Raw genomic sequence first — 13,945 nt, 5'->3', positions numbered from 1 at the left:
ATTCGTCCTGTTGCTTGCTATACTATTAAAAATAGAAGAGGTTAGACTCAAATCAAGCCTTTTTTATAAAATCCTGTAAAGTTTAAGGAATACTTAATAAATTAAGTTTAAAATTAAAATTATTATGACTCTTGCGGAGTAACAAATGCCTGCCGTAAATAATACGCTATTAGCCGCGCTGCAAAATGCTGCACTTCTTAAAAAACCAGCTGAAGCCCTTCAAGTTTTAAATAAAATGCTGGAGGTAAGCCATACTACTCCAGATGCATTTAGAAAAGCGATCATAGACCAAGGGGCTATTTGGAACGGGTTAGGTGTTAATTTTAATCCAACGGGTTTTGCACATAACAATGATAATGATTTAAAGCCAGATGGTGATGTTGGGATGGGAGCAGTTCCTGCCCAAGATTTCCAGGCATTATTCAAACTTGCTGCCGAAAAAAGGATGATTATCGCGCTTCAGAATGCGGATGAGGCAGCTCTTAAGGCTATCATAGAGCAGGATAATAGAGTTCAGTTGCGCAACCTATTAGCTCACCCTGATGGTAGAACAAAATTAGGGGCACCAGCAGGTCGAATTGCTAACTGGAACCCTAATGATGAGTCGGTACTTACTAATGACGCAGTCGATAGAATTAGATTCGAAGCGCAGCGCCAGCTGCTTCTGAAAAAGATCAGCTCATGCCAAGATATTAATCAAATCAATGCCTTATTAACTGCTGGTGGTCAGCCTGCGTTTCAAGCTGCACTGAACGGACTTGGTATTGCACCTTCAACGTCTCCTAAGATGCTTCTGGCAAACCCGTTGGGGAATTTACAGAGGTTAGTAGCAAATGAGGCTGCTAAAAAAGGAATTGAGTTACATTTTGCTAATAATCCTCCTCTTAATCTGAATACTACGCTTGTGGCTTTGCAAGACCCTACGGCATCTACGTTTTTGAATGCAGCCATTAGTGTTGGCACAGGTTTTCCCGCTCCTTATAGAACTGCATTGCAAGATGCCGACGCGCCTTGGGTTCGAGCTCTAGTAGGTAAAAAATACTTAGAGCAAGCATTAAGCATAGGTAATAATAAAGATGCGCTTAAGAATATTGCCAGTCAAACTGACCTAAATGCCTTAAAAGACATATTGCAGGGGGGCAATAATGCAAATGATCTTTATTTAAATGCTGCCGTTACCGCAGAAAATTTAGCGAGTATTCGCCAGGCCGCAGCTACCCGGGCTCTGCAGCTTAAGATAGCCGAGCTAGATGATGTCGAAACTTTAAATGCTTTAATGAAGGTTACCTCAGTAGCAGACATTAAAAATGTTTTAGCCAGCAATACTGTACTTGGTTATCAAACTGAAAATAGTTTTCATAGCGCCTTTTCTGATCCGAAAAGCGTACAGCAAATCGTTGCGGCGGCTTATGTGAGAAAATCATTATATAGCGCCAAGGATGCTACTCGTTTAAGACAAATGTTAAACGAGCCTAATCCTGATTTTAATGTAGGCTGGGGACATTTTACTCAAGGACGTGCGGTACCACCAGGAGTCGCAGAGTACTTTAAAAATCCTGACAATGTCAAAAAAGCACGGCAACAGGCGCTGATTTCTCTAGCCAAGAGCGAGGATGGTGTTAAAGCTTTAAGTCCCGATCAGCTAGCGACTTTGGCATACCCCACAAGCGTTGGCCTTCTCAAGGGAGCAGTGAGAGTTCTTCTGGGTAGACCTGCCACTAGCGCTTTTCCCGGTGAAGATGATGTAATTCATCAAAATGCCTATGGGGATTATGAAAAGACGTTAAGTGCCTATGCAGCAATGGAAGCTACTCTGCGAGTTACTAAAAAAATAGATTTGCGGGGTAATAATTTTGCTGATTTTATAATTAATATTAATAATCTTAATATAGCAGACCCAACTGCTATTCATGGCGCTACAAGAGAATTGGCTGCCTTTGATTTAAGTCACTTAAATGTAGGCGCCCTAGTCGGAACTCTACCTCAAAAAGAGCAACAAGCTTTTCGGGCACGTCTAGTTGAGAATTTGGTTAGTAATTATCCAGAAGATGGAGATCTTACTAAGTTAAAAAAACTGACACAAGCCAAAGACATCGATACATTTAAAGCTGCGTTAACGGATATGGGGATTACTGAGCAAGGCTGGGTTAACAAGGACAGCATGGCTTCTGTACAAAAAGCAGCTGCAGCTAAAACCATTGCTTTAAGCTTGGATCAATATTCTCGCTTTGATAACCATGATGCCCTTATTAAAGTTATCGAGCAACTACCACTGGCTACACAACAAGTTATCCTTGCTAAACCGGAAATCATGCGCACTTTAATGGATGCTCATGGTCGTGATGTCAATGCAACGAGTCTGGCTATTGTAAAAGCATTGGGTGGGGATATAACGATTGATCCTGCTCTTTTGACGGCAGCGGCAGAAGAGAATTTACAGCATGCTCGCGCTTCAAAAATTGTCAATGCTCAAGTGGCAAAGATTATTGGTGAGATGACGCTAGATAATCCATTAACTGAGGCGCAGGTTAAGGCTATTAATGATGTGCTTTTGGATCCAAGCACCGATTTTAATGGCCCCACAACAGAATATAAAAGAGCAGTGGATCGTTTTGCTCAGGTTCTAGGAATGGATCCTGAGGATTTATATGTGGGGTTTGGCTATGATTCAGCTAATCGCACACGTGATGATGTAATTCAAGAAGCGATTCAGGATCAACGAGATCATAACCAGCATTTAATTGCGAGATACGGAATTACTCCTTCTGCCACAAATAAAGCAGTTATGCAATTCTTAATGACTCTAGAGAAAGAAGATGAATTTCCTGATGCTCAGATAAATACTATCGTGGGAAATTTTTATGAGTCATCAAGCTCGGCTGAGTTTTTGGGGAAATTACAGGCTGCTAATCTAGTCAATCCGCCTGCTCCAAGAGGTACGTTTAATCGTGATGATTTAAAAGAACAACTGACGCCAGAAGCATTTAAAGATGCAAAAGCAAGTGCGAGTAAAGCGGTATTCCTTAGTTCTGATCAAACGAATATAGCCAGGCTTATAGATCTACAAACAAAAGAGCGAAACAAATTTACAGATTTACATAAGGAAATTACTGAGGCTGATAAGAAAATCCATAAGCAGTTAAAGCTCTTAAGTGAAACAAAAGTTTTTGATTGGTTCAATCCTGCTTTTCAGGCTACGGCTAAAGAGAATGCTCGCGAGATGTTGGAGCAATATACTGAGCTTGATAAAGTCTCTAATTCGATGGTGAAGTTTTATCGAAATGAGATAACGCTTTTGAATGAGCAGCTTGCCAGTATCCCTCAAGCTCATGAGTTGCCTGTTAATACACCGCAATGGCGTAAAGATAAGCTTAAGGAGTATAGGGATGAACTCAACAAGCAGTTAGATGCAGCACAGAAAGAGCTTGAGCGTTATGAAGGAGTACAAAGACTGCTACGGGGTAATCCTATAGGGCCAGATAACTCTTTACTGAAAAAAGGCCTGCTGAAAACACTGCAAGAGGCCCAAGTGGGTAAAGACGTTAAATTTTTAGCTTTTAAGTCAAAGATTGATGATTATCCAATTAGCCAGAAACAATCGTTGCTTAGCAGTGCTGGTAATGAAACTGTGGATTTGACAGCTAATCTTACAGTGAGAAGAAATCAGATTACACCTGAGGGTTATAAACATTTTGATACAGAGAAACCTATTCCTGCAGGCTGTATTCGTAACCACACGATTGGGACCGTAGGGACTACTGGACCGATTTATAGTAAATTCCTGGAGGAGCGTAAGCCTGAAATGGCGCGAGTCAATAGTAAAGGTCAGGTGGAATATGTTGGTAGCTCCTCGTTCACTGTACGCCAACCTCCTCCTCCCACTGAGGAAAAAGCGACTAAAGAGTTTTATATGGCATTAGCCATGCAGGTATTAAAAGATGGGCCGCCTACAGCAGACGATCCTATCTATCTGGATGATGGTGATGAGGACCAAGTTAAAAATATGTGGATGGCATTAATGGTGATTGGTAGAAATGTCCCAGGTATGGAATTTGATAGCAGTGCGATTAAGGTAAGCAGCACGGCCGGGTTTAATCCAAATCAACACATTAAAAAAGATTTCTTTGGCAAAGGAGAGTCTATTATCAATCTACCCGAATATGAGACTTGGAAAACTCATCCTTCAGTTCTTAATAGCGCAACTGGTATGAAAGAGTTTTCTACGGTCAAGCTCGGAGAGAAAAGGGAAGAAGCAAAAGAGAAAACAAATACTGCAGCCAGCGACGTTGTCAAATCAAAATTGAAAGATATCAAACCTAAGGTAGAGCAAGTGAATACGGAACAGGAAAACAAGGCCCCAACTGTTCCAGGTCAAAGTAGTTGAAGGGCGAGGTAAGTTAGTTATTTATTAATAACCAGTTAAACTTACAATTTAGGACAATAATGAATAAGAATAATTTGCCTATTGGTGTGTTCGATTCAGGTATGGGTGGCTTAACAGTCTTAAGGGCGCTTAAAGCTACCCTGGTTAAAGAGTCTTTTGTCTATCTTGGGGATACAGCCCGATTGCCTTACGGTACCAAAAGCCCTGATACGGTGCAGCAATATGCATTGCAGATGGCTCGTGTTTTAGTAGAAAAACAGATAAAAGCATTGGTTATTGCTTGTAACACGGCGACAACAGCAGCGCTTCCTCACTTACAAGAGATGTTGCCTGACCTGCCAGTTTTAGGGGTTGTATCTCCGGGCGCTGCAGCAGTAGTGGCTGCAACTAAAAATCAACGTATTGCTGTTTTAGCGACTGAAACGACTATTGCTTCAAGCGCTTATCAACGTCTAATTTGTGAAAAATTGCCGCAAGCCACAATAAGTGCTCGTGCATGCAGTGTTCTAGTGGCTCTTGCCGAAGAAGGAATGGTCGATAATGCGATTGCTCGGGAAGCATTAAAGCATTATTTGTCAGATTTTCGTGATGAAGATACTCTTCTTTTAGGTTGTACTCACTTTCCCGTGTTTAAGTCGTTGTTAAAAACACTTTTACCTGCAGGGGTTACCATTGTTGACTCTGCTGAAGCTACTGCAAAAGCCCTGAAAGAAATATTAACAAAAACGAAATTATCCAGTACAGATGGAACGCAGGTTATTCATTATTTAGTCACTGATTCAATTAAACGTTTTCAAGCCGTGGGGGAGATTTTCCTTGGCGAACCACTCCCTCATAATCGCATTGAATTAGTTGATGCTTGCACGTAAGAGCTTATTTGCAAATAAGCTCTAGACTACTCACTTTCAACTATAATTTTCTTTTTTCGTGCTGATTGATGCCGCGCATGCATTTCAACATCAATGTAACGGTCTGTTGTCGCACTAGAGCTATGTCCTGCGTCGTCGCGTACATGTTCTCTGGGGCGAATTTTAACGTCTTCAGAGATGCCAGTATGCCTTAGCCAGTGTACAGTGGCTGCTGCCAAGTTATCAGCCTCTTCCAACCTATCATGGCGACGCAAGTCTTCAGCGGCCAAGTCAAAGCAAAGTTGTACTAAGCGTCGTATAGGGGCAGTATCGCTCATGGGTCCTGTACCACGAATTCTTGGTATTAGCGGAGAGTTATCGGCAGGTGAGGGGAACGGAGTTAAACCTAAAAACTGACGCCAACGCGCTAAGCTGGCCAGCATCGCATCACTAACAGCAACTTGTCGTTCTTTATTGCCTTTCCCTACGGTGGTAAACCACCATTGACCGTTTGAATCTTTGGCAAAATCATTCATTGTTGGGATCCAACGCTCACTCGCAGCAAGCTCAGAGATACGTAAATACATACCGAAAAGCATACTGAGAATAAAGCGCGTGCGCTCATGCTTTTCAGGATTCTCATTGGCGAGCTTTTCTGCAGCATCAAGTACTGCATCCCATTGATTGAGACTCAAACGTCTTATAGGGGCATTTGTTTGGCGTTTACGGACAAATTTACTTTTCTGTCTAATTAAGGCAACTGGATTAGATACCAGGTATTCTTCAGCAATCAAAAAATTAAAAAAAGTACTTAAAATAGCAAATATTTCCTGTACTGCCCCTTGTGAGAGGCTAAATTGCTCAACTGACGGCGCAACACCTTGCTTTCTTTCTGATTTACTCACACTGGCAACAAAGGGGCGCCAATCTTCATTGGGTTGACGTTTCCCTTCCTTTTCGAGAAAGCGTGGTACTTTTTTCAAACTTATCCAGGTAGATGGCGGGTTTTGGCAAAAGCGAACGAACTGCTCAATATCGTCGCGTTTAAGTTCGCAAAGAGTCGTCTTTTTGATGTGCCAACACCATTGCAAAAGGCGCTCGGCTTCGCGCCGATAACTGTTGAAAGTACCTAAGCTACCATTATAACTCTTTAAAAAATTTAAGCTGTAATAGAAATCATTCTGAAAACGAGCATCAGGTAAAATGACGTTTTCTTGATTTTTATGAAGATAATTCATGTTATCAAATATTGGAAGCAGTCGAGGTTTCATAATTACCACTATAGAAACGAAGTTTTTAATGCTAACTAAAAAAAATATAGGCGGCAAATGAATTGTTTATCGAAGAGACTCCACTTTCATTAAAATTTAATGGTTTTGGTTATTGACCTATAGCACAGCTACGAGTATTATTTGCGCTCTGTCCTCGGGACGGGTTAACGGGGTGTAGCGCAGTCTGGTAGCGCGCCTGCTTTGGGAGCAGGATGTCGGGGGTTCGAATCCCTCCACCCCGACCAGTTTTAAATTTGCGCCCGTAGCTCATCTGGATAGAGCATCGGCCTTCTAAGCCGAGGGTAGCAGGTTCGAATCCTGCCGGGCGTGCCAGCCTTTGTGCAGAGTTCCTATTTAATTGTAATAATTATGGTGAGCGTAGCTCAGTTGGTAGAGCCCCGGGTTGTGATCCCGGTTGTCGTGGGTTCGAGTCCCATCGTTCACCCCATACACCAATAATAAATCCAAAATATGATTATTTTTGGGAGTAATTTAGCCAGCTGAGCTTAAGATTCATTCTGAGTCTTTACAAGAGTGGCTTACTGTTTGATAATTCCACCCTGTTTAGCGAAAGTGGCGGAACTGGTAGACGCGCTGGATTTAGGTTCCAGTGGGGTAACCCGTGAGAGTTCGAGTCTCTCCTTTCGCACCATTTCATGACAATTTCCAAGAGGTGACTAGATGCAAGTTTCTGTTGAGACCTTGAAAGGTTTGGAACGTAAAATAACAATTTCGGTACCGACCGAAAAAGTAGAGGAAGAAGTGAGCCTGCGTCTCAGAAATCTTGCTCGCAAAGTGAAGGTTGATGGTTTTCGTCCTGGCAAGGTACCAATGCACGTTGTTCAAAGTCGTTTTTCTACCAGTGTGCGTGAAGATGTAGCCAGAGAAATGGTTCAATCAACTTTATATCAAGCATTACAAGATAAGCAGCTAGTGCCTGCGGGTTCGCCTCTTGTTGAGCCCGAACAAGTCGAGTCAGGAAAAGATTTTGTCTATACCGCCACTTTTGAAGTATTTCCCGAAATCACTATCGTTGAACTTGAAAATGCTACGATTGAAACAGTCCGTGCTGAAGTTAAGGATAGTGACGTTAAGGATATGTTAGAGAAGTTGCGCGAGCAAAATAAAGAATGGCATGAAGTATCACGCGCTGTAGCTAAAGATGACAAAGTGACTATCGACTTCCAAGGCTTTTTGGGTGATAAAGCATTCGAAGGTGGAAGTGCTGAAGGCTATGAAATCGTGATTGGCTCCGGTTCAATGATCCCTGGCTTCGAAGATGGCATCATAGGTGCTAAAAAAGGTAAACCTTTCGAAATTAAAGTAACTTTCCCTGCAGATTATGGACATAAAGATCTTGCTGGTAAAGAAGCAACCTTCAAAATTACAGTACAAAAAATTATGGAAGGTAAATTACCTGCATTAGATGATGCTTTTGCTGAAAAATTTAATATCAAAGAGGGCGGAGTAGATGCGCTGAAAAAAGATATTAAAGAAAACATGGTGCGTGAGCTTGAAAGACGCGTCAATGCGATGAATCGTGAGAAAATTTTTGACCAGTTATTGGCAGTTAACCCATTTGAGCTACCTAATGCATTAATTGACAAAGAAATCGAACATTTAAAACATGACATGTATCATCGTCTTTTTGGTCATGAGCATTCTGATAATGAAAAAATCCCAGATTTCCCTAGAGCCTTATTTGAAGAGCAAGCAAGACGACGTGTCCATCTTGGTCTACTCTTTTCTGAGTACGTTAAAAAGCACGAATTAGTTGCAGATAAAGCTCGAGTCGATGCAATGATCGATAAATTTGCAAGTGCTTACGAAAGTCCGGATGAGCTTCGTGCTTGGTACCAAGCGAGCAAAGAACGCTTAGGCGAAATCGAAGCATTGGTTATGGAAGAGATGGTTGCTGAGAAAATCAGTGAAAATGCCAAGATTAAAGAGAAGAAAATGGGTTACGAGGAAGTAATGAACCCGAAGAAAGAGACAACGAAGGAAGAGGCATAAAATATGACGGGCTATTCAGAGAACTTGATAAGAAATGCCAGTGGCTTAGTACCTATGGTTATTGAGCAAACCTCAAGAGGGGAGCGTTCTTATGATATATACTCAAGGCTTTTGAAAGAGCGTATCATTTTTCTGTTGGGCGAGGTTGAGGATCATATGGCTAATTTAGTCGTTGCCCAATTATTGTTCCTCGAATCAGAAAACCCAGAGAAAGATATTTCGTTATATATCAATTCACCTGGTGGGGTCGTGACAGCGGGACTAGCTATCTATGATACAATGCAATTCATCAAGCCAGATGTTAGTACATTGTGCATAGGGCAAGCTGCCAGTGCTGCAGCCTTACTACTTTGTGCCGGTGCAGAAGGTAAGCGGTTCTGTCTGCCAAATTCAAGGGTAATGATCCATCAACCTTTGGGTGGTTACAGAGGTCAGGCGACTGATATCGAAATTCACGCGCGTGAAACGTTAGCTGTACGTGAGCGCCTAAATAACATCATGGCAAAACATACTAATAAGACGCCTGATCAAATTATGCGTGATACTGAACGTGATAATTTCATGAGTGCCACACAAGCTACTGAATATGGTTTGGTAGATAAAGTTCTCCATGACCGCGTATCTTTAGCTGAAACCAAGTAAGTTGATTAGGCCAGTTTGTAAAACTGGCCTTTTCACTTGGCGTTATTTTTCCAATTGTCTAAAATTTTACTATGGCTTGTGCTTAAAGTTGCAAAAAAGGGAAATAAGAAATTGGGGGCAAGGATAGTTAAAGCAAATGGCCGGCGCTATTTAAGGGCATTTTTCTTGTTCGGCCCGATTTCCCAATGAAACTTTAAGAACAAAGCTTTTCAGATTACCACTGCTTTTGGTAACAGTTAGAAAGGGGTTTGTAGATGAGTAAAACCGGTAACGGCGATGGTGATAAAGTCTTGTATTGTTCATTTTGTGGAAAGAGCCAGCATGAAGTAAAAAAATTAATTGCTGGTCCTTCTGTGTTCGTCTGTGACGAATGCGTTGAGTTGTGTAATGATATTATTCGTGAAGAAACTCAGGAAACTCAAGAGGAAACTGAGACCCGTTTACCTACACCTAAAGAAATCGCCAATTTTTTAGATGAATATGTAATTGGGCAACCTCATGCCAAAAAAGTATTGTCTGTGGCCGTTTATAATCACTATAAGCGCTTACATCACAAAACTGAAGATGGCATTGAATTAGGGAAAAGTAATATTTTATTAATCGGACCTACGGGTAGCGGTAAAACATTGTTGGCTCAAACATTAGCCCGTATATTGAATGTTCCATTCACTATGGCTGATGCTACAACGCTAACTGAAGCTGGTTATGTGGGTGAGGATGTTGAAAATATTATCCAAAAATTATTGCAAAAATGCGATTACGATGTGGATAAGGCTCAACAAGGTATCGTTTATATTGATGAAATTGATAAGATTTCACGTAAGTCAGATAATCCCTCTATTACTCGAGATGTTTCCGGTGAAGGTGTTCAGCAAGCCTTATTAAAATTGATAGAAGGAACTATTGCCTCTGTGCCTCCTCAAGGAGGGCGCAAGCATCCTCAACAGGAATTCCTCCAAGTAGATACGTCAAATATTCTATTTATTTGTGGCGGTGCTTTTGCTGGCTTGGATAAGGTGATTCGTGAGCGAAGTGATAAGTCAGGTATTGGTTTCTCTGCTGAATTAAAGAATAAAAAAGATAATCAGGACATGGAAAAAGTGCTAAGTGCACTTGAATCTGAAGACCTGGTGAAATATGGTCTAATTCCAGAGTTTGTGGGCCGATTACCGGTTGTAACTACTTTGCATGAGCTAAATGAAGATGCATTGATTGATATTCTTACTAAGCCCAAAAATGCATTAACCAAACAATTTCATGCTTTATTTAAAATGGAAGGGGTTGAATTGGAATTTCGTGAAGAAGCCCTGCATTTGATTGCTAAAAAAGCCCTAGATAGAAAAATAGGTGCTCGAGGGTTGCGTGCTATCCTTGAAAATATACTTTTAGACACCATGTATGAGTTGCCTTCAATGGAAGGTGTTAATAAAGTAGTTATCGATGAAAATGTTATCAACAATACTGGAAAACCCATCCTTATTTATGAGGGTGAGGAAAACAAACAATCTGCTGCTGGTGGACGAGAATAAGAAATTATCCTAAAAATGCAGTTAGATTCGCACGAGAGTACTCGTTGTAGAATGTAACTCGTTTTTTAGGAGCATATGGCAGTGCTGCTCTCCTAGATTGGAATAACTAAAGGGGCAGTTCAAGTTCCAATATTTGCCTGAGGTGTGAACAAGCAACTGAGGGCGGCTGTGCTTTTTCTCATGGGATTTATCGTTTGAATAAGGGCTTATTATGTCTAGCGAAAGCGAAAAAGAATTCATGTCGAATGAAAATGAAGAAGTAATGTCATCATTGCTGCCTGTTTTACCTCTTCGTGATGTTGTGGTGTATCCACACATGGTTATTCCATTGTTTGTGGGAAGAGAGAAATCCATTAAGGCATTAGAGGCCTCGATGGTGGATAACAAACAGATTTTCTTAGTGGCACAAAAAAAGTCCTCGAATGACGATCCTGGTCCAGAAGATGTGTACACAGTGGGTACCGTTTCTAGTGTTCTGCAATTGCTAAAATTACCAGATGGCACAGTGAAAGTGCTGGTGGAAGGGGAGCAGCGCGCCAAAGTTAAGGAGTACACACAGGAAAAAAGTTATTTAGAAGCTTCTTTGGAATCCATTGAAGAATTCAGCGAGCAAATAAAAGAGCAAGAAATCGAAATATTGATGCGCTCTTTAATGTCACAATTTGAGCAATATATAAAATTAAATAAAAAAATTCCTCCTGAAGTTTTAAGTTCGTTAGCAAGTATTGAAGAGCCTGGGCGTTTAGCAGATACGATTGCAGCACATCTATCGCTAAAAGTTGAAGACAAGCAAGAATTGCTTGAAATTCTTGATGTTGGGACTCGCCTTGAACGCCTGATGGCCGCAATCGAAGGGGAAATTGATTTACTTCATGTTGAGAAACGCGTGCGTGGTCGTGTCAAACGACAAATGGAAAAAAGCCAACGTGAGTATTATCTCAATGAACAGATGAAAGCCATTCAGAAAGAGTTAGGTGAGCTTAGCGAGGAAGGTAACGAAATTGAGCAGTTAGAAAGCTCTATTAATAAAGCTGGCATGCCCAAAGAAGCAAAAGAAAAATCACTGGCTGAGTTGCAAAAATTAAAAATGATGTCACCAATGTCAGCAGAAGCGACAGTGATTCGTAATTATCTGGATTGGATGCTGACTGTTCCCTGGAAAAGAAAAAATAAAATTCAGTTTGACTTAAGTAAAGCGGAACGTTTATTGGATAAAGAACATTACGGGCTTGAAAAAGTTAAAGAACGTATTCTTGAGTACCTGGCTGTGCAACAACGGGTGAAGCGTCTAAAAGGCCCTATCCTGTGTTTGGTTGGACCTCCAGGAGTAGGTAAAACTTCATTAGGGCAATCCATTGCGAATGCCACTGGTAGGACATTTATTCGAATAGCTTTAGGTGGCGTTCGCGACGAAGCCGAAATTCGTGGTCACAGACGCACTTATATCGGTTCTATGCCGGGTAAAATAATTCAAAAATTATGCAAAGCAGGCGTAAAAAATCCACTTATTATGTTGGATGAAGTGGATAAAATGGCTATGGATTTCCGTGGCGATCCGGCTTCTGCATTACTCGAGGTATTAGATCCGGAACAAAATCATACCTTCAATGATCATTATCTAGAAGTTGATTATGACCTTAGTGATGTAATGTTTATTGCTACTGCGAATTCCTTAGAGATACCTGCGCCATTGCTCGATCGAATGGAGGTCATTCGTCTAGCTGGTTATACGGAAGATGAAAAAATTCATATTGCAGAAAGTTATTTGATACCCAAGCAATTGGTCTTGAATGGTTTAAAAGCCAATGAAATCAATATCGCAGAAACGGGTGTACGTGACATTATTCGCCATTATACGCGTGAAGCTGGGGTACGTAATCTTGAGCGAGATATTGCCAGTATTTGCCGTAAAGTCGTTAAAGAAATACTTGCTGGCAAACGGGTGAAAAAAGTCACTATTTCACGTAGTAATATTGAAAAATACCTCGGCGTGAAAAAGTTCCGTTACGGCCTTGCTGAGGAATTTGATCAGGTAGGGCAGGTTACAGGACTTGCGTGGACCAGTGTAGGTGGTGAACTCTTAACCATTGAAGCATCGATGATGACTGGAAAAGGGAAAACTGCGCATACTGGTCAACTGGGTGAAGTTATGCAAGAGTCTATTCATGCAGCAATGACAGTAGTTAGAAGTCGTGCTAAATCATTTGGGCTACAAGATGATTTCTATGACAAGAATGATTTTCACGTACATGTGCCTGAAGGGGCTACACCCAAAGATGGTCCTAGTGCGGGTATAGGGATGTGCACGGCATTGGTTTCTGCATTAACTCAGATCCCAGTACGTGCGGACGTCGCGATGACTGGAGAAATCACCCTCAGAGGACAGGTTCTACCCATCGGAGGGTTAAAAGAGAAATTGCTGGCAGCCCATCGTGGCGGAATCAAGCATGTCATTATTCCTGAGGAAAATCGCAAGGATCTTGAAGAGATTCCTGATAATGTTTTAAAGAAGCTGACAATACATCCAGTCAAGACTATTGAGCAGGTTTTAGAGCTGGCTTTACAACGCAGTCCTATCGTAAATGCCACTGCTCCTAGCCATCCAGAAGTAATTTCAAACAAAAGTTCAAAAAAAATTAAAAATAAAGATTTACATGCCCATTAATACCGGGTATATTTCACAGCGTTGCCCGCTACTGGCGGGCGATGCAAGGATGTGACTGCTTGACTGCGGCCGATGATTTTGATTTAATCGCCACGGGTAAGGAAAGAATAACTGATAGGGGAAAAGATGAATAAGAGTGAATTGATTGAAGCTATTGCACATGGTTCTGGCGTAACTAAGGCAGACGCTAGTCGAGTTCTCGATACTTTTATGACTACCGTGACCGACGCTTTAAGAAGTGGTGACCAAGTTGTATTACCAGGTTTCGGTTCTTTTTCCACTGGTAACCGCTCTGCACGTACTGGTAGAAATCCGCAGACAGGTGAAACCATTGAAATCAAAGCTTCAAGAGTTGCTAAATTTAAAGCTGGTAAATCACTAAAAGAAGCTGTACAAGAAGCGTAAGTTTTTTGGGTGCTTAGCTCAGCTGGGAGAGCATCGCCCTTACAAGGCGAGGGTCGCAGGTTCGATCCCTGCAGCACCCACCAAGAATTGGAGTGGTAGTTCAGTTGGTTAGAATACCGGCCTGTCACGCCGGGGGTCGCGGGTTCGAGCCCCGTCCACTCCGCCAGAATAACGCGCCGTATGGCGCG

General features: G+C 41.6%; 8 protein-coding genes and 6 tRNA genes. 13 read left to right on the top strand and 1 reads right to left on the bottom strand.

Annotated elements, in window-relative coordinates:
* Positions 1-145 precede the first annotated feature (145 nt).
* A complete protein-coding gene (locus Lbru_RS15840) occupies positions 146-4,384 on the top strand; it encodes a hypothetical protein (protein WP_058443081.1) in 4,239 nt (1,412 codons plus the stop codon).
* A gap of 59 nt (positions 4,385-4,443) precedes the next feature.
* Positions 4,444-5,253 (top strand): glutamate racemase, encoded by an 810-nt coding sequence (gene murI / locus Lbru_RS15835; RefSeq protein ID WP_058443080.1) that lies wholly within the window; start codon positions 4,444-4,446, stop codon positions 5,251-5,253.
* Positions 5,254-5,279: 26 nt separating this feature from the next.
* Here the strand turns inward: murI and Lbru_RS15830 are convergent, their stop codons facing one another.
* Positions 5,280-6,503: a tyrosine-type recombinase/integrase gene (locus tag Lbru_RS15830; protein WP_058443079.1), complete on the bottom strand. Its 1,224-nt coding sequence runs from the start codon at positions 6,501-6,503 to the stop codon at positions 5,280-5,282.
* Positions 6,504-6,671: 168 nt separating this feature from the next.
* On the opposite strand from Lbru_RS15830, the gene Lbru_RS15825 reads away from it, so the two are divergent.
* The 11 genes from Lbru_RS15825 to Lbru_RS15775 all read left to right on the top strand — a co-directional run bounded on the left by Lbru_RS15825 (position 6,672) and on the right by Lbru_RS15775 (position 13,923).
* Positions 6,672-6,748 (top strand) — tRNA-Pro (locus Lbru_RS15825).
* 11 nt (positions 6,749-6,759) lie between these two features.
* Positions 6,760-6,836: transfer RNA gene (locus Lbru_RS15820), tRNA-Arg, on the top strand.
* A gap of 39 nt (positions 6,837-6,875) precedes the next feature.
* A tRNA-His gene (locus tag Lbru_RS15815) sits at positions 6,876-6,951 on the top strand.
* A 119-nt stretch (positions 6,952-7,070) separates the two neighbouring features.
* Positions 7,071-7,155, top strand: a tRNA-Leu gene (locus Lbru_RS15810).
* 29 nt (positions 7,156-7,184) lie between these two features.
* Entirely contained in the window at positions 7,185-8,516 is a 1,332-nt protein-coding gene (gene tig / locus Lbru_RS15805; protein ID WP_058443078.1) for a trigger factor, read from the top strand.
* A gap of 3 nt (positions 8,517-8,519) precedes the next feature.
* The gene (clpP, locus tag Lbru_RS15800; protein ID WP_058443077.1) at positions 8,520-9,158 is read left to right on the top strand and encodes an ATP-dependent Clp endopeptidase proteolytic subunit ClpP; all 639 of its coding nucleotides are present in this window, start codon (positions 8,520-8,522) and stop codon (positions 9,156-9,158) included.
* Positions 9,159-9,412: 254 nt separating this feature from the next.
* On the top strand, positions 9,413-10,687 hold the full coding sequence (gene clpX / locus Lbru_RS15795) for an ATP-dependent Clp protease ATP-binding subunit ClpX (protein WP_058443076.1): 1,275 nt from the start codon (positions 9,413-9,415) through the stop codon (positions 10,685-10,687).
* Between the two features lie 238 nt (positions 10,688-10,925).
* Entirely contained in the window at positions 10,926-13,352 is a 2,427-nt protein-coding gene (gene lon / locus Lbru_RS15790) for an endopeptidase La (protein ID WP_131793526.1), read from the top strand.
* 126 nt (positions 13,353-13,478) lie between these two features.
* A complete protein-coding gene (locus Lbru_RS15785) occupies positions 13,479-13,757 on the top strand; it encodes an HU family DNA-binding protein (protein ID WP_058443074.1) in 279 nt (92 codons plus the stop codon).
* Between the two features lie 7 nt (positions 13,758-13,764).
* Positions 13,765-13,840 (top strand) — tRNA-Val (locus Lbru_RS15780).
* 6 nt (positions 13,841-13,846) lie between these two features.
* Positions 13,847-13,923 (top strand) — tRNA-Asp (locus tag Lbru_RS15775).
* The last annotated feature ends 22 nt before the right edge of the window (positions 13,924-13,945 follow it).

It is taken from the genome of Legionella brunensis (genome assembly GCF_001467025.1).
GTDB classification, from domain to species: Bacteria; Pseudomonadota; Gammaproteobacteria; order Legionellales; family Legionellaceae; genus Tatlockia; species Tatlockia brunensis.
The sequence above is the reverse complement of the archived record's forward strand: the minus strand, read 5'-3'. Positions and strand labels throughout refer to the sequence as shown.